The sequence below is a fragment of the Erythrobacter sp. GH1-10 genome, from assembly GCF_045363165.1.
In the GTDB taxonomy this organism is placed as follows: domain Bacteria; phylum Pseudomonadota; class Alphaproteobacteria; order Sphingomonadales; family Sphingomonadaceae; genus Erythrobacter.
On sequence record NZ_JBJFLP010000001.1, the window covers coordinates 1,823,100 to 1,839,423 of the forward strand.

19 protein-coding genes are annotated in these 16,324 nt (G+C 61.7%); 12 read left to right on the forward strand and 7 right to left on the reverse strand.

Features of this window, described 5'->3' with window-relative positions; genetic code table 11:
* Positions 1-8: 8 nt before the first annotated feature.
* Positions 9-896 (reverse strand): MBL fold metallo-hydrolase, encoded by an 888-nt coding sequence (locus ACI5KX_RS08970; RefSeq protein WP_406810328.1) that lies wholly within the window; start codon positions 894-896, stop codon positions 9-11.
* 162 nt (positions 897-1,058) lie between these two features.
* Here ACI5KX_RS08970 and ACI5KX_RS08975 point away from each other — a divergent pair, with 162 nt between their 5' ends.
* Complete coding sequence (locus ACI5KX_RS08975; RefSeq protein ID WP_406810329.1) at positions 1,059-1,610, forward strand: papain-like cysteine protease family protein; 552 nt, start codon at positions 1,059-1,061, stop codon at positions 1,608-1,610.
* Positions 1,611-1,634: 24 nt separating this feature from the next.
* Here the strand turns inward: ACI5KX_RS08975 and dnaJ are convergent, their stop codons facing one another.
* Both dnaJ and dnaK read right to left on the reverse strand, forming a co-directional pair.
* Positions 1,635-2,777, reverse strand: coding sequence for a molecular chaperone DnaJ (gene dnaJ, locus ACI5KX_RS08980; protein WP_406810330.1), 1,143 nt, complete (start codon positions 2,775-2,777; stop codon positions 1,635-1,637).
* A gap of 88 nt (positions 2,778-2,865) precedes the next feature.
* Positions 2,866-4,797 (reverse strand): molecular chaperone DnaK, encoded by a 1,932-nt coding sequence (gene dnaK / locus ACI5KX_RS08985; RefSeq protein ID WP_406810331.1) that lies wholly within the window; start codon positions 4,795-4,797, stop codon positions 2,866-2,868.
* 166 nt (positions 4,798-4,963) lie between these two features.
* Here dnaK and ACI5KX_RS08990 point away from each other — a divergent pair, with 166 nt between their 5' ends.
* The 4 genes from ACI5KX_RS08990 to ACI5KX_RS09005 all read left to right on the forward strand — a co-directional run bounded on the left by ACI5KX_RS08990 (position 4,964) and on the right by ACI5KX_RS09005 (position 7,315).
* A complete protein-coding gene (locus ACI5KX_RS08990; protein WP_406810332.1) occupies positions 4,964-5,491 on the forward strand; it encodes a copper chaperone PCu(A)C in 528 nt (175 codons plus the stop codon).
* 50 nt (positions 5,492-5,541) lie between these two features.
* Positions 5,542-6,024, forward strand: coding sequence for a vgr related protein (locus tag ACI5KX_RS08995; RefSeq protein WP_406810333.1), 483 nt, complete (start codon positions 5,542-5,544; stop codon positions 6,022-6,024).
* The gene (locus tag ACI5KX_RS09000) at positions 6,011-6,505 is read left to right on the forward strand and encodes a GNAT family N-acetyltransferase (RefSeq protein ID WP_406810334.1); all 495 of its coding nucleotides are present in this window, start codon (positions 6,011-6,013) and stop codon (positions 6,503-6,505) included. The genes ACI5KX_RS08995 and ACI5KX_RS09000 overlap by 14 nt, the downstream gene beginning before the upstream one ends.
* A 141-nt stretch (positions 6,506-6,646) precedes the next feature.
* Positions 6,647-7,315, forward strand: coding sequence for a crotonase/enoyl-CoA hydratase family protein (locus ACI5KX_RS09005; protein WP_406810335.1), 669 nt, complete (start codon positions 6,647-6,649; stop codon positions 7,313-7,315).
* Positions 7,316-7,317: 2 nt separating this feature from the next.
* Here ACI5KX_RS09005 and ACI5KX_RS09010 read toward each other — a convergent pair whose 3' ends face one another.
* The 3 genes from ACI5KX_RS09010 to hrcA are packed head-to-tail and all read right to left on the reverse strand — an operon-like array spanning position 7,318 to position 9,912.
* Positions 7,318-8,244: a cobaltochelatase CobT-related protein gene (locus ACI5KX_RS09010; RefSeq protein WP_406810336.1), complete on the reverse strand. Its 927-nt coding sequence runs from the start codon at positions 8,242-8,244 to the stop codon at positions 7,318-7,320.
* A 7-nt stretch (positions 8,245-8,251) separates the two neighbouring features.
* On the reverse strand, positions 8,252-8,851 hold the full coding sequence (gene grpE / locus ACI5KX_RS09015; RefSeq protein WP_406810337.1) for a nucleotide exchange factor GrpE: 600 nt from the start codon (positions 8,849-8,851) through the stop codon (positions 8,252-8,254).
* Between the two features lie 17 nt (positions 8,852-8,868).
* On the reverse strand, positions 8,869-9,912 hold the full coding sequence (gene hrcA, locus ACI5KX_RS09020; RefSeq protein ID WP_406810338.1) for a heat-inducible transcriptional repressor HrcA: 1,044 nt from the start codon (positions 9,910-9,912) through the stop codon (positions 8,869-8,871).
* Between the two features lie 103 nt (positions 9,913-10,015).
* Between hrcA and rph the strand changes: the two genes are divergently transcribed.
* Together rph and rdgB are read left to right on the forward strand one after the other, a co-directional pair.
* Complete coding sequence (gene rph / locus ACI5KX_RS09025; protein ID WP_406810339.1) at positions 10,016-10,729, forward strand: ribonuclease PH; 714 nt, start codon at positions 10,016-10,018, stop codon at positions 10,727-10,729.
* A complete protein-coding gene (rdgB, locus tag ACI5KX_RS09030) occupies positions 10,726-11,361 on the forward strand; it encodes an RdgB/HAM1 family non-canonical purine NTP pyrophosphatase (RefSeq protein ID WP_406810340.1) in 636 nt (211 codons plus the stop codon). The genes rph and rdgB overlap by 4 nt, the downstream gene beginning before the upstream one ends.
* Here the strand turns inward: rdgB and ACI5KX_RS09035 are convergent, their stop codons facing one another.
* Complete coding sequence (locus ACI5KX_RS09035; RefSeq protein WP_406810341.1) at positions 11,362-11,793, reverse strand: CAP domain-containing protein; 432 nt, start codon at positions 11,791-11,793, stop codon at positions 11,362-11,364.
* A 404-nt stretch (positions 11,794-12,197) separates the two neighbouring features.
* On the opposite strand from ACI5KX_RS09035, the gene hemW reads away from it, so the two are divergent.
* From hemW to ACI5KX_RS09060, 5 genes are all read left to right on the forward strand, one after another.
* Positions 12,198-13,349, forward strand: coding sequence for a radical SAM family heme chaperone HemW (gene hemW / locus ACI5KX_RS09040; protein ID WP_406810342.1), 1,152 nt, complete (start codon positions 12,198-12,200; stop codon positions 13,347-13,349).
* Entirely contained in the window at positions 13,346-14,245 is a 900-nt protein-coding gene (locus ACI5KX_RS09045; RefSeq protein WP_406810343.1) for a tyrosine recombinase XerC, read from the forward strand. The genes hemW and ACI5KX_RS09045 overlap by 4 nt, the downstream gene beginning before the upstream one ends.
* Positions 14,246-14,483: 238 nt before the next feature.
* Complete coding sequence (locus ACI5KX_RS09050) at positions 14,484-14,738, forward strand: cold-shock protein (protein WP_406810344.1); 255 nt, start codon at positions 14,484-14,486, stop codon at positions 14,736-14,738.
* Positions 14,739-15,646: 908 nt separating this feature from the next.
* Positions 15,647-15,865, forward strand: coding sequence for a hypothetical protein (locus tag ACI5KX_RS09055; protein ID WP_406810345.1), 219 nt, complete (start codon positions 15,647-15,649; stop codon positions 15,863-15,865).
* A 149-nt stretch (positions 15,866-16,014) separates the two neighbouring features.
* Positions 16,015-16,251, forward strand: coding sequence for a hypothetical protein (locus tag ACI5KX_RS09060; RefSeq protein ID WP_406810346.1), 237 nt, complete (start codon positions 16,015-16,017; stop codon positions 16,249-16,251).
* The last annotated feature ends 73 nt before the right edge of the window (positions 16,252-16,324 follow it).

Here is a 16,324-nt window from a genome sequence, read left to right on the forward strand (position 1 = left end):
CCCGCGCGTCAATCCTCGATGCTTCCCCAGATCGCGGTGACGAATGCGTCCCCGCTGACAAAACCGCCTTCGCGATCCAGGCTGGCGAGCGGCTTGGCTGCGACCGCTTCTTCCAGGGTCGCCCCGTCTTCGTGCAGTGCCTCCACGCGGCTCACGGCCTCCCCGATCATGTCACGATAGGCTACCAGCTCGGCCTTGTTCGACATCGCGCCGTGCCCGGGGATGACCTTGGTCTCGTCATCGAGCATGGCGATCACGAGGTCGAGAGTGGTCATCATATTATAGACGTTGCCGCCCGAACTGCGGTCGACAAAGGGAAAGCTTTTGATGGTGATGTAGAGATCGCCCATGTGGACGATGTTCTTCTCCTCCCAGACTACGACACTGTCGCCATCAGTGTGGCCGCCGCCCAGATACATCAGGTTGATCGTATCGCCATTGAGGTGGAAGCGCATGCCCTGCCCATAGGTCACGACAGGAAGCGCATCCTTGGGCGCGGGCGGCGTGGTATTGCCCACCACCGTTCCTCCCTCTGCCATGCGCACACGGACGTTATCGTGCGCGAAGATGGTTGCGCCGGCCTTGCCGAAATTCTCGTTCCCGCCGGTGTGATCGAAATGCCAGTGCGTGTTGACGACATACTTGACCGGCTGGGCGCCGAGTTCCTCGACTTTCGCTTCTATCTTGTCGGTTAGCGGGGCGAACTGATCGTCTATGATCACGGTAGCATCGTCGCCGTAGCTGACCCCGATATTGCCGCCAGCCCCGTATAGCACTGCAACCCCGGGCGCGATTTGCTCGGCCTTGATCTCGACATCATCGAAATTGCGCTGCGCGCCCGCAGGAGCGGCTATCAGGGCAGCAGACACAAGGGCAAGGGTGGTAAGGCGGATCATCGTCAGGTCTCCTCTTTCGACGGCGACGATAAGGTCCTCGGGGCTTCAAGTCGAGGGGCTCGAACTTGACTCCGTTTCGCATCTGCTGCGACACTGCTCAGATAGAAGAATGTGATGGTCGCACACCCGAGGGTCGAATGAATTCGAGACGGGAGCGACGCGATGCCCAATCAGTCTTTTCATTATGAAGTGCCCAATATGAGCCTTGTCGTGCAGGATAAGGACATGGCCTGCTGGTATGCATCGGCCCGAATGCTGATCGATTGGCGCGAACGCCAGAACCGATCGATGCAATGCAGGGGGACGGACGACACGACCGTTCAATTGTACAAGGCCAATAACGGGATCCAGAACCGTCAGATTCTTCCGCTGGCAAAACGGCTTGGCCTCGAGAGTGTCCCGCCGATGTCGCCGAGCGTGGATGCGCTGCGCGACTGGCTGATGCGTTACGGGCCGTTGTGGACGAACGGAATGCGCCACATCGTCGTTGTGGCCGGGATCAAGGGACCAGTGCCGATCGCCGGAAATGCGCTGAATTATCAGGTCAAGGTATACGATCCGTGGCCCGGCAACGGCATCACCTGGCGCAATCTCGATGGATGGTACACCGGCACCAACCCCCAAGGCTTCGGTGCGAGCTCACGCGATGCCGGACCTTCGGTCGAAGCGACATTCCTCCACCTCCCCGAAAGCGCAATGGGAATCAGACGCTAGGGAATTTGCCGCACGCTGCGCCAGCTAGGCCCCGAACGCGTCTTTGAGTTTGGAGAAGAAGCCCTTGCTTTCCGGGCACTCGTCGCCGGTTTCCGTCTCGCGAAACTGCTCGAGGATTTCCTTCTGCTTTTTCGAGAGCTTGGTCGGGGTTTCGACTGCGATTTCTACCACCATGTCCCCGCGTCCGCGCCCTTGAAGGACCGGCATTCCGGCTCCGCGCACCCGCAGTTGCTTGCCCGACTGGATCCCCACCGGAATATCGACCGTATTGGTCGAACCGTCGAGGTCCGGAATGTCGACCGAGCCGCCGAGCGCGGCGGTGGTGAAGCTCACCGGAATGCGGGTCGCGAGCGTGGTGCCTTCGCGCTCGAACACCGGGTGCGGTTTCACATGGATGAAGATATAGAGATCGCCCGGAGGCGCACCGCGCTGGCCTGCCTCACCCTTACCCGAGAGGCGGATGCGGGTACCGGTGTCGACACCGGGTGGAATCTCGACTTCCAGTGCCTGCGCACGGTCCACACGGCCTTCGCCGCGGCAATCGCCGCACGGGTCTTCGATAACCACACCGCGGCCGCCGCAGGTCGGGCAGGAGCGCTCGACAACGAACAGGCCTTGTTTGGCACGCACCGATCCCTGGCCGTGACACAGGTTGCAGGCACGCTCGCCTGTTCCCGGTGTCGCTCCCGAGCCGTCGCAGGTTTCGCATTGCTGCGAGACCTCGATTTCGATCTCGGTGCTCTTGCCGTGGAAAGCTTCCTCGAGCGTGACTTGCATGTCGTAGCGCAGATCGGCCCCGCGGCGATTCTGCGGACGCCGCGCCCCGGCACCACCGAAGGCGCTGCCAAAGATCGTTTCGAAGATGTCGCCGATATCGGCAAAGTCGCCGTGCCCGCCGCCGCCGAAGCCGCCGCCACCCCCGCCATTCATCCCATTGGTGAAGGCTTCATGGCCGAAGCGATCGTAAGCCGCGCGTTTCTGCGGGTCCTTGAGCGTTTCATAGGCCTCATTGCAGGCCTTGAACTTCGCCTCCGCTTCGGCATCGCCCGGATTGCGGTCCGGGTGATGCTGCATTGCGAGTTTGCGATAGGCGCTTTTGATCGTCGCGCCATCGGCATCGCGCGACACGTTGAGCGTCTGATAGTAATCGAGTTGGGTTGCGGACATGCTGACCTAATCCCTTGAAATCGTCCGCCGCCCGGACCGTTGGCCTGAATGCGCACGGTGCGGGCGGCGGGAGATTTTCACTGGGGGCTTAGCCCTTCTTGTCGTCGTCGACCTCGGAGAATTCGGCATCGACGACTTCTTCGTCGTCCGAATCTTCTGTCGCGGCCTCGGCGCCGGCGTCTCCGCCCTCGGCAGCCTTTGCCTGCTCCTGTTCGTAGATCTGCTGACCCATTTTCATCGCGGCCTGCGTCAGCGCCTCGGCCTTGGCCGTCATCTCGTCGGCATCGTCGCCTTCGAGCGCGGTCTTGGCTGCGGCAAGAGCTTCCTCGACTTCGGTCTTGGTGCCTGCGTCGATCTTGTCGCCGTGTTCTTCAAGCTGCTTCTCGGTCGCATGGACGAGGCTGTCGGCCTGGTTGCGCGCTTCCGCGGCCGCCTTGCGCTTCTTGTCCTCGTCGGCGAACTTCTCCGCGTCCTGGACCATCTGGTCGATATCGGCGTCGGACAGACCGCCCGATGCCTGGATCTTGATGGTCTGTTCCTTGCCGGTGCCCTTGTCCTTGGCCGACACCGAGACGATGCCGTTGGCATCGATGTCGAAGGTGACTTCGATCTGGGGCACACCGCGTGGTGCGGGCGGGATTCCGACGAGGTCGAAATTGCCGAGCAGCTTGTTGTCTGCCGCCATTTCGCGTTCGCCCTGATAGACCTTGATCGTCACCGCCTGCTGGTTGTCTTCGGCGGTCGAGTAGGTCTGGGTCTTCTTGGTCGGGATCGTCGTGTTGCGATCGATCATGCGGGTGAAAACACCGCCCAGCGTCTCGATACCGAGCGAGAGCGGGGTCACATCGAGCAGAAGAACGTCCTTGACGTCGCCCTGCAGCACGCCCGCTTGGATCGCCGCACCCATGGCAACGACTTCGTCGGGGTTCACGCCGGTGTGCGGCTTGGCTTCGAAGAACTTCTCGACCACTTCGCGGACCTTCGGCATGCGGGTCATCCCGCCGACTAGGATCACTTCGTCGATGTCGTCCTTGGACACACCCGCATCGGCCAAAGCCTTCTTGCAGGGCTCGAGCGTGCGGTTGATCAGATCGCCCACCATCTTTTCGAGGTCCGAGCGGCTGATCGTTTCGACGAGGTGCAGCGGGGTGGACGAGCCACCTTCCATCCGGGCCGTGATGAACGGCAGGTTGACTTCGGTGGTCTGCGAGCTCGAAAGCTCGATCTTGGCTTTTTCGGCGGCTTCCTTGAGACGCTGAAGAGCGAGCTTGTCGGTCTTCAGGTCCATGTTTTCCTTCTTTTTGAACTGCGCCGCGAGATATTCGACGATTGCACTGTCGAAATCCTCACCGCCCAGGAAGGTGTCGCCATTGGTCGACTTCACTTCGAAGACGCCATCGCCGATTTCGAGGATCGAGATATCGAAGGTACCGCCACCAAGGTCGTAGACGGCGATGGTCTTGCCATCTTCCTTGTCGAGGCCATAGGCGAGCGCGGCAGCCGTCGGCTCGTTGATGATGCGGAGCACTTCAAGACCGGCGATCTGGCCGGCGTCTTTCGTCGCCTGGCGCTGCGCGTCGTTGAAGTATGCAGGAACGGTGATGACAGCCTGGTCGACCGTTTCACCGAGATAGCTCTCGGCCGTTTCCTTCATCTTCTGAAGGATGAAGGCGGAAATCTGCGAGGGGCTGTAATCTTCGCCGCCGGCCTTGACCCAGGCATCGCCGTTCTTGCCCTTGACGATGTCATAGGGGACGAGTTCCATGTCTTTCTTAGTCAGCGGATCGTCGAACCGGCGACCGATCAGGCGCTTGATCGCGAACAGCGTGTTGTCGGGATTGGTCACCGCCTGGCGCTTGGCCGGCTGGCCGATCAGGCGCTCGCCGTCCTTGGTGAAGGCGACGATCGAAGGCGTCGTGCGCGCGCCTTCGGAATTCTCGATTACCTTGGGCTTGCCGCCATCCATCACCGCGACGCAGGAGTTGGTGGTGCCGAGGTCGATACCGATTACTTTACCCATTATTTCCCCATCCATTCAAAGGTCGTTGGACACCGCCTTCGCGCATTCCCCGGGACCGGCAGAACACCTCGGCGGCTCGAATATGAGGCGGATATAGGTGCGGTTTTGCTTGGCACAAGAGATCGCCCGCACTAGTTTTCGCACCATCCAAAGAGGGGACAGAAAAGTGAATGAGACAATCAACACGGGTCGCAAACTGAAGGCCATGCTCGTGGCCGCAGCTCTCGGAAGCTCGATGGCGATGGCCGCCTGCAGCAGCGAACCCGAGGCACCCGCCGAAGTCGAAGGAGTGATCCCGGGCATGTCGGTGGAGAATGCCCGGATGGTACTCAACGCGGTCGAAGGCAATCCGGCGGCGGTCTATTTCGATCTCAAATACGAAGGCGATCGCGGCCTGACGATCCGCAAGGCGGAAGTCGCCCAAGCCGGAAGCACGACCATGCACGATTACGGCGAGTACGATTTCAAGGTGCAGATGATGGAAGCCCTGCCGGTCGCCATCACCAAGGGCAGCGAGGTCAATTTCAAGCCCGGCGGTCTGCACGTCATGGCGTTCGAGCCATCACCGGAGTTGCAGCCCGGCGGCAAGGCCGAGGTCACGCTGACCGTCTCGGGCGGACAGACCCACAGTTTCGAAGCCGATATCCTGGCCGCGGGTGACGAAGCTGCCGCAGAAGACGGGGAAGAAGGCTGAGCGTCGAGCCGCTCCCACCGAAAAGCGAAACGCAGCCGCCCGCCTGCCCGGTGGGCGGCGAGCGTCACCTGACCCCGGGCGAGGTCTCGCTCGCCCGGACGATCTTCGGCGACGCAGTCGATTATGGCGCGGTCAAGCTGAAGCGCCGCAAATGGTTTCCGTTCCAGCCCAGGCGGATCACGATGGCACCGCGCGGGCACCTGCATTTCCACCCCGAAGGCAGCGCCTATTGCGACGATTTCGCCGCGCAGGACCTTGCCCGGCAGGGCTTTCTGATCCACGAACTGACGCATGTCTGGCAAACGCAATCGCGCGGCGACTGGTACCTGATTCTTAACCGCCATCCGTTCTGCCGCTACGATTACAGCCTCAAGCCGGGACAGCCGCTATCCGCCTATGGTATCGAACAACAGGCGGAGATCGTGAAGCATGCATTCTGGCTCAGGCACGGGGCCAAGATCGCGGGCGTTGCCGACAGATCCGCGTATGATGTCCTCGTAAACTTTCCGGGAGCGAAAGATGGCGGCACTTGATTGGCAAATCCGCGATTTTACACCGCGCGACGCACCCGCCTTCGCGTCGCTCAACCGCGCGTGGATCGAAGAGATGTTCGGGATGGAAGACAAGGATCGTCGCCAGCTCGAACATCCGGTCAAAACCATCATCGAGCCGGGTGGCTATATCGCTGTGGCCGATGCGAAGGGCTGGGTCGTGGGGACCGGGGCCGTCCTGCCGGCAGCCTTCGCTCCGGATGATGGCAACACCTGGATGGAGATCGTCAAGATGGCGACCGAACCCTCCGCACAGGGCCAGGGGATCGGCGCGGCAGTACTCGATCGGCTGGTCGATGTCGCCCGCGATCGGGGCGCAAACCGCATCTGGCTCGAAACGAACAGCCAGCTCGAAGCCGCGACCGCACTTTATGAGAAGAAGGGCTTCGTGGCGCTTTCGGATGCAGAGAACTGGGACACCCCCTACCTCCGCTGCAATCTGCAGATGGCGATGGAGCTTTAGGGCAGCTTTAATCGGAAATCGCTCGCAAGATTTTCTTGAGTTCGTGCCGTAGCGCGCCGTAGCGGCATCCCCAAAACTGCCATTGATCATCCGGTTTTGCCCGATATGCACGGGGCATACGACAGATCACGGGAGCCGAGAATGATCACCAACGCCAGCCAAGACGGCGCGCACATCATCACGCTGGACGACGGCAAGGTAAACGCGCTCAACAAGGACAAGCTGGATGCGCTTGTCGCCGCATTGGCCGAATGCGCGACGGATCAGGCCCCGGTCGCGATCCGGGGGCGCAAGGGGATATTCTCTGCCGGGTTCGACCTGAAGGGCTTTGCCGCCGGTCCGGACGTCGCCACCGCGCAGCTGCAGGCCGGTAAAGACGCGATCCTTGCGATACTGCGCCACCCTGCGCCCGTCGTCACTGTGTGCGAAGGGCACGCCTATCCCGGTGGCGCGTTCCTGATGCTCGCCGCAGACCACGCAATCGGCGTCGACGGGGATTTCGTCGTGGGGATGAACGAAAGCGCGATCGGGATGGTGCTGCCGCTTTATGCCACAACCCTCGGCATGGCGCGGCTCGCCCCTGCTGGACGCAAGGCCATCGCCACGGGAGAGCTTTTCAATTCGCGGCGCGGTATGGAGGTCGGCTATTTCGACCGTGTGGTCGCTCCCGATGCTCTCGACGCGACGGTGGATCATGTCCTAACTCATATGAAGTCACTCAATGCTGGGGCTTTCGGCGGGAACAAGCAGATCATCAATGCGCAACTAGTCAAAGATGTGGAAGCTGCACCGCTCCCCGATCTGGGCTGAGGTCAGGAAACGAAGTCCTGGAGAGTTTTCAGAACCTTGGTCGTCACTTCATCCGCTGAACCGAAGGACGAGGCGTCGGAGTAGTAACGCGAGACATCGAAGTCTATTCCAACGGCACCAAGGTTCACATCCGGATCGGATTCCAACTCTTCGATAGCTAGGCGGATATCGCGTTCGAGGATAGCGGGTCCGTTCGCGGCCAAGGTGCTGTCATCGACAGGTGCACCGTCGCTAACTACTATAATCGTTTTTCGAACTGCTCGGGCAGCAGCGACCTTTTCCGCAGCCCAACGTAACGCCTCGCCATCGACGTTTTCAAACATCGCTCCAAGCGTGAACATCGGATGTAACTGATGTTCTTCGGTTCTTTCATCGAAGGATGAATAAATGATGTGGAGCAAATCGCACAGGCGGCCGGGATATCCGGGCCGTCCTGCGCGCGACCAAGCCTCTCTGGATTTCCCCCCGTGCCATCCGATAGTCGTGAAACCCGCCACCAAGACGCGCGCGCCGGCCTCTTCCATTCGTTCAGCGGAAGATTGAATCTGTCCCGCAACTGTCGTCATTTGCTCGGCCAGCGAACCCGACTGGTCAACAAGTAGGACAACTGCGTGATCGCTTAAATCCGGTAACCTTACAACACTTGCATCAGCTATCGCTTTGTCGCGTGCAAGGCCGAACTTTTCTATCAAATGGGCGGTGTCCCCGGGATCAAATTTCCGAGTCGGAGTTATGTTATTCCCGCTTCGTTTGAGAACCGTTTCAAGGTCCGCGCCATCGCATTCGACATCGAAATGCGTTGTGTACGCTCGATAAGGCAAATCGGGTCTATCAGGGAGAAGCGCGGTGTTCTTCGAAGATTTGGCGATATCTCTGATCGCCAATCCTGAGAGGAGAACGATGACAACGGCCAGTAAGTAACCCGCCACGTCCCGATCAATCCGGCTTTTTCGCCACTCCCACCATCGCGGGGCGCAGCAGGCGGTCCTTGATCATCCAGCCTGACTGCATTTCCTGCACGATCGTGCCGGGTTCTTTCTCGTCGGTCGGCACTTCCATCATCGCCTGGTGCTGGTTCGGATCGAGCGGCATGTCCATCGCGGCGATGCGCTCGATGCCGTGCTGCTTGAACACCTTTTCGAGTTCGCGCTGCGTCGCTTCGATCCCGAAGACGAGGCCCTTCATCTTCTCATCCTCGCGCAGGCTGTCGGGGATCGCCTGCACCGCGCGTGAAAGATTGTCCCACACGCTCAGAATATCGCGCGCAAAGCCGGTCGCGGCGTAATTGCGCGCGTCCTGGATGTCCTTTTCCGCACGGCGGCGCACGTTCTGCGTGTCGGCCTTAGCGTAAAGGACTTCCTGCTTCGCTTCTTCCAGATCGCGCTTCAGCGCCTCGAGCGCTTCGGTGATATTGGAATCAGCCTCGGGCGGCTCGAGTTCGTCGTCATCGGTGAGGAACTCTTCGGGCACGCCCTTCAGTTCGGCTTTTACGTCTTCGTTCGCCGCATCGTCCTGCGGTTTGCTGTTGTCGTTCATGTGTCTTGGTGTTCCATTCAAGCGATAAGCTTGCCCAGCGAACGGGCGGTCAAATCCACCATGGGGACGACTCGCGCGTAATTCAACCGCGTGGGGCCGATCACGCCGAGTACGCCGACCACCCTGCCCTCGCGATCGCGATAGGGCGAAGCGATGACCGAGGAGCCCGAGAGCCCGAACAGCCGGTTCTCGCTGCCTATGAAAATGCGGGTCGCATCGGCCTCGCGCGCACTTTCGAGCAGGTCGGCGACCGATTGCTTGTCCTCCAGATCGTCGAGCAGCGAGCGCACCCGGTCGATATCACCCAAAGCCTCCTCGTCGAGGAGGTTCGCTGCGCCGCGCACGATCAGTACGGGCCTCGCATTTGCATCCTCGCTCCAGACCGCAAGCCCGCGTTCGACGAGATCGCGGCTGACATCGTCCAGCTGGGTCTTTCCGGCGGAAATTTCTGAATGCATCGCCCGCGAGGCCTCGGCCAGAGTTCGCCCGGCTAGCCGCGAGGTGATGTAATTGCTCGCACGGTCGAGCGATCCGGGGGAGAGCGCTCCGCCGAGGTCGATCACGCGGTTTTCGACACCCCCGTCTTCGCCGACCAGCACCGCGAGCGCCCTGCCCTGCCCAAGATCGACGAGACTGAACTGCGCGAGGCGCTGCTCGCGGGTCGGCACCATAACCATGCCTGCCGCTCCCGAAAGCTCCGATAGAAGCGCGCTGGTCTGCTGAAGCGCTTGTTCGACCGGGCCGTTGCCCGAAATCCGCGCCTCGATCTGCGCCCGTTCTTCCTCGGTCGGCTCGGCGACGCGCATCATCCCGTCGACAAAGATGCGCAGGCCCGCATCGGTCGGCATCCTGCCCGCGCTGGTGTGCGGCGCGGCGAGCAGGCCGAGGCTTTCGAGATCTGCCAGCACCGAGCGGATCGAGGCGGAGGACAGGTTGAGCGCCCCGTCCGCCGCAAGCGTCTTGGACCCGACCGGCTGCCCGCTTTCGATGTAACCCTCGACAACGCGACGGAAAATCTCCCGCGCGCGTTCGGTCAGCTCGGTGATCGGTGGTGAGGCCATGCCCCCAATTTAGCGCTTGCTCCGCATTCGCCAAGCCTTGCGGCATACTCCTTTCCCCGCCACACCGCGCGGCAACACCGAATCGCACCTAGCGGAGACACTCATGCGCCCTTCAGGACGCGCGCCCGATGAAATGCGCGCCATCACTATCGAGACCGGATACACCAAGCACGCCGAGGGCTCCTGCCTCATCGGCTTCGGCGACACGAAGGTACTGTGCACCGCCAGCGTCGAGCGCAGCGTCCCTCCGTGGATGCGCAACAAGGGCACCGGTTGGGTCACCGGCGAATATTCGATGCTTCCGCGCGCGACGCACACCCGCGGTTCGCGGGAGGCGGCGCGGGGCAAGCAATCGGGGCGCACGCAGGAAATCCAGCGTCTCATCGGACGGTCGCTTCGCGCCGTGGTCGATCTCGACAAGCTGGGCGAGCGCCAGATCACCCTCGATTGCGACGTGATCCAGGCCGATGGCGGGACGCGCACGGCTTCGATCTCGGGCGCGTGGATTGCGCTCCGACTCGCGGTCGACGGGTTGATCAAGGGGGGCGACATCAAGGAAGACCCGATCACCGGACAAGTCGCCGCGATCTCCTGCGGCATCTACAACGGGACGCCTGTGCTCGACCTCGACTACGACGAGGATTCGTCCGCCGATGCCGATGCGAATTTCGTGCTGATCTCCGGCGGCCAGATCGCCGAGGCGCAGGCCACCGCCGAAGGCGCGACCTATGACGAAGAAGGCCTGCTGCGCCTGCTCCGTCTCGCCAAGATCGGCTGCGACGGGATCTTCAAGGCCCAGCTGGACGCGGTGAAGTGACGCGCAAACTCGGCGGCGGGTCGCTTGTCATTGCGACCCACAATTCGGGCAAGCTCAAGGAAATCTCGGCTCTGCTCGAGCCATACGGGATGAAGTGCATCTCTGCCGGCTCGCTCGGCCTCCCCGAGCCGCCCGAGACGGGCAAGACCTTCGTCGAGAATGCGCTGATCAAGGCGCGCGCCGCAGCGGAGTCTTCCGGTCTGGCCGCGCTTGCCGATGACAGCGGCCTCAGCGTCGATCCGCTCGGCGGACGTCCGGGCGTCTACACCGCCGATTGGGCCGAGCGGCAGTGGTTCGAAGGCGATCCGGGCCGCGATTGGTACATGGCGATGGGAAAGGTCGAGGGGATGCTCCAGCACCTCGGCCCCGATACCGACCGTTCGGCGGCGTTTCATTGTGTGCTTGCGATCGCATGGCCCGATGGTGAACACGCCGTCTACGAAGGCAGCTGCCCCGGATCGCTAACCTGGCCGCCGCGCGGCGAAATGGGTTTCGGCTATGATCCGGTCTTCGTTCCGGCGGCGCGCGAAGGCGACGAAACTTTCGCCGAGATCGACCCTGCAGAAAAGCACGCAATCAGCCACCGCGCAGATGCCTTCGCCAAGCTGGTCGCCGACCAGTTCGGCACCTGATCAGTAGGCGTATTGGCCGACGACATTGCCCTGCGGCGCGTAGCGGCACACCAAGACATCGCGGCCATTGCCGGTAGCGAGCCCGCATCCGAGTTTGGCCGTGTTGCGCCAGATGATCTGGGTATAGTGCCCCACGTCCTGCCACCTCCCGGTGCTGCTGACATAGGGAAAGGCGCCGTGGACGTAATACTGCTTTTCGTCGATCCACGCCCCCGCCATCTGTTCGAAGGTGAAGCGGTTGGCGGTGCCCGCCCACAGGTTTTCCCCCTGCCCCTGACGCGAGTTCGCGGGGCTGTGCTCGAACCGGCCCGATGCGGCGAGTTCTTCGGCATAGGCCTGCGCCTGCTGGATCAGGTCGTCATCGAGCACCAGGTCCGGCGTCCCGACCTCCCGGCGAGCGTCATTGTGATCGCGCAGCATCGCTTCGAGCATTTGCTCCTGCCGTGTCGCGCTGCCGCTACCCGTCGGCGATGGGCTTGGGCTGGGAGATGGGCTGGGGGATGGGCTGGGGGACGGGCTCGGGGATGGCGAGGGGCTGGGCGAAGGCGCTGCCGCCGCTCCGCCCCCCGAAGGAGCTGTGCCCTCGCCTCCGCAACCGGCAACGGCGGTGGCGAAAGTCAGGACCAGCGCGCTCGTCGAGCGCAGCAATATGCGACCGCTTCTCATGAAACCCCATCAAGGCGTTTATCTTCAAATTCAGCTGAATAAGCATGGTTAACGGCGGCCGGTCAAAACGGCCTGGCGCGAATATTTCACCGCCGGTGCACGGATGGTTTTCCGCATGCGCCGAACTGCAAGATTGGCTTTTGGGGGCCGTCATCGCATAGGGTCATCGCATGGCCCGCGCGCTCTACATCCACTGGCCCTTCTGCGCGAAGAAATGCCCCTATTGCGATTTCAACTCGCATGTCCGCGAGAGCGTCGATGTGGAGGGATGGAAGGCCGCTCTGCTCGCCGATCTGCGCTCGGAGGCCAAGGTGGCGGGCAGCGAAAGCCTCACTTCGATCTTCTTCGGCGGCGGCACACCCTCGCTCATGCCGCCCGCGCTGGTGGAAGCCCTGTTGGACGAGGCGCGCAAACTGTGGGGCTTCGACCCCGACATCGAGATCACGCTGGAAGCCAACCCTTCCTCGGTCGAGGCCGCCAATTTCGCGGCGCTTGCCGCAGCGGGAGTCAATCGCGTCTCGCTCGGTGTGCAGTCGCTTGATGACGAGACCCTGCGCTGGCTCGGCCGGCTGCACGGAGCAGAAGAGGCGCTGAAGGCGCTCGAGACAGCGCAGAACAGCTTCGAGCGGGTCAGTTTCGACCTGATCTATGCCCTGCCCGGCCAGACCCCCGAGCAGTGGCAAGCGCAGCTCACCCGCGCGCTCGGTTTCGGCACCGATCACCTTTCGCTCTACCAGCTCACTATCGAGCCGAGCACACGGTTCGCGACCGATGTGAGGCGCGGGGTGTTCACCCCGCTCGACGACGATGCCGCTGCCGACCTGTACGAACTGACCCAGCGCTTGACCGATCGCGCGCGGATGCCCGCCTATGAGACAAGCAACCACGCTCGCCCCGGCGCGGCGAGCCGCCATAACCTGACCTATTGGCGATATCAGGACTATGCCGGGATCGGACCGGGCGCGCACGGACGGCGGGGCGGATTTGCGACGGTGCGCCACCGCAAGCCGGAGAATTTTCTCAAGGCTGTTGGCGAACGCGGTCACGGCATCGCCGAACAGCGCTCGCTTTCGACCGGCGAACAGGCCTCGGAAGCCCTGATGATGGGCTTGCGCCTCAGCGAGGGGATCAACCTGCGCGGCTTCGAGAAGCGTTTCGGGATCCCTCGCGATGGATTGGTCGATCCCGCCAAGCTCGATCACCTCCGTGCAATCGGCATGGTAACCACCGAAGGTCCGCGCCTGACCGTCACGGAACGCGGGCGCGTCGTGCTCGATGCGCTGCTGGGTGAGCTCGTTTCGGGCGAACTGGTGCAGGCGTGAGCGCTCCCGAACTCCTCGCCCAGTGGCGCAGCCATCTCGCCGATGCGCTGCGACGCAGCCCGCACACCGTGCGCGCCTACACCAGCGCGGCGCAGCGACTGATTGCCGCGCGCGAGCTTTCCTCGTGGGAAGACATCGCCGCGCTGGAGGCGCACGACCTGCGCGCCCACCTCGCCGCCCGCCGCGAGGAAGGTATCGCCAACGCCAGCGCCGCGCGCGAGCTTTCCGCATTGAAAGCCTTTATCGCCTTCGCCCGCAGCGAGAGCGGCGATCCCGATCCGGCTGCTCCGCGCGTGCGGGGGCCAAGGCTCAAGAAGGGCCTGCCCCGCCCCGTCACGCCCGATGAGGCCATCAACATCGCCGACCTGATCGACGGAACGGCCACCGAAGACTGGATCGGCGCACGCGATCGCGCGGTGTTGTTGCTGATGTACGGATCGGGCCTGCGCATCGCCGAGGCGCTGAGTTTGCAGGGCCGCGACGCGCCGCTGGGTGAAACGCTGCAAGTCACCGGCAAGGGCGGCAAGCAGCGGCTCGTGCCGATCCTGCCGATCACGCGCGATGCGGTGAGCGCCTACACCGAAGCCTGTCCCTACCCGCTCTCGGCGAGGGAGCCGCTATTCCGCGGAGCCAAGGGCGGCGCGCTGTCGCAAGGGATGGTGCAAAAGGCGATGGCACGCGCCCGCCGCGCACTCGGCCTGCCCGACACCGCAACCCCACATGCCCTACGCCACTCCTTCGCGACGCATTTGCTGGGCGCGGGCGCGGACTTGCGCAGCTTGCAGGAATTGCTGGGCCATGCGTCGCTCGGCTCGACGCAGATATATACGAAGGTCGATGCTGCGAGCCTGCTCGAGAATTACCGTTCAGCGCATCCGCGGGCGAAGAAGGGGTGATTTCAGAAGAAAGCGGACGGTCCGGTAACGACCCACTTGCGGACATCAGCCCCTTTCGTAGATCTTGCTTTGCACGGCGGTTGTAATCGAGCCTCGGTATAGCCATTTAAGGGTTAGCTACCAGTCGCAATCGACGGTCACCGCTTCCACAATTCGGATGCCCTTTCCTTCAGTTCCGCCTTCTAGTCGCAGCCGGGTCTATTCTGGCGCGCTGCAAGCTTACGCGAAGGAATTACACATGACACATTTTGGCAAGATCAAGAGCTACGACAGCAGCATGGGCACGGGCTCGATCACCCCTGAATCGGGCGGAGACGCACTCCGATTCAAGAAGGCGGACCTTCAGCAGGAAGGTCAGATGCCAAAGGTCGATCAGCGTTTCAGCTATGAAACCAGCGAAGTCGATGGCGGCAAGAAGCGCGCCGTGAACCTGCAGCATCAGCAGGGCGAACCTTCCTCGCAAGAGAAGCAGGCTCGCGCCCAGCAGGGCTGACGCCGTACAGCAGGGGCCGGGGGATGTTCACCCCCGGCTCACGCTCAACCTCAAGCCCTAGGATCCATTGCCATGCCGATGAATCAATTCCTCTTCGATCACCAGCTTGCGGCTATGAAAATCGATCGCTCGGGTTCAGCGGAAGAACGCCGGCACGCTGTCGAATTGATGGGAACCCGTGCGAAGCGGATGGCCGAGTGGCGTAAGGCGAACGGCCTATCCAATAAGGGTTGGCCCCGTGACGCACGCTGAGATCAGTGATCATCCAATGGCTCTTGCAGACTCGTCCCAACCATCTCCGCGCAAGTTCGATGAATGGGAAAATGAGGGAGGCGCCCTTGCATCACGCAAGACGCCTCACATCGACAGGCTCGTGATACTTGATCGAACCGACGGCTCAAAAATCGCCTGTCGGCTATCCAGCATTCATTTGCTGGCCGAAAGAGGTAATGGATCGGTCCTACACTTCGGAAGCAGCTTCCAAGTCAATGTCAGTCAGAGCTTCGACGAAATTGTCGAGCTCCTGAATTCACAGCCTTAGCCAAATAAGCGTCGGCTATTTTGCTCGCTGGAGAGTGCTTTGCCTCTAACTCAGATCGGAACAGGTTATGTCCAAACGCCAGCGTAAATCGAACAAGGAAATTCGTAAGCCCAAGCAGGTGAAGCCGAAGTCGAACGCATCCCAGCCAACCGTCAAACCCGGCGCTGTCAAAGGGCTGGAAAACATGAGGAACAATTGAGGCAAGCAGTGCCCGATTTCTAAAGGGAGCCCTCGTGCAACAAGACCCTCGTCCAAGCTCTCAATCGATGATCGCTTTTCCGCACGTCTACTGACATTCGACGCTGTGCATGTCGGTAACGAGGCTCTAGCGCAGCCCCATTTCCCTTTCGAGAGGGGAGGTCATTCTTTGCCATATTATCGTTTTCATGAGGCGGATGGCTCTGCGGTCGTAATCACCGACGAGATTTCCGGCACGAAACTGCCGAAGGCCAATTCAAGTTGGAAGGCCGATGGGCTTACCGAAGTGGTTGTGGGAGGCCGCATCAGATTCGGTTTGGAGCCTTCAGAGATTATTGCCACCATCGAAAGGGACGGCTTCTACCTCGCGAAGCGCGCGGCAAGTTGAGGTCGAAGATTGATTTATTGCCTGGTCAGAACCCCGAAGCGGACGATCCGGCTTCGATTGCATGCCTGCCGGTGCAATCAGTATCGAGTGCTCTTCAAGCCATGTCCCAGCCGAAGATCACGCACTTCGCCACTCTCCGAAGGATCAGTATGAAAGCACTCCGAATCGTGACCGCCGTTATCGCCCTGATCATGGTGGCTATGACGTGGCAAGCCAGTCGACTTCCTGGCTGGATCGCAGTGCCGGCGGTCGCGGCGCTTGTTATCTGGGGATTGAACTTGGATTGGCGCAGAAAGAAGAGATTGGCTGATGTGAAAGCGGCGAACAGTGAACGCGATAAGCGCCGCGCAGACGAGCCGGTGAACCGTTCCAGCACGGAGTTCTAGCAACGAACGTCGACCATACTCACTTACTGCAGGGAGCAAGGCATCTTTGAAACAAAGGCCATTCTCCAATCCT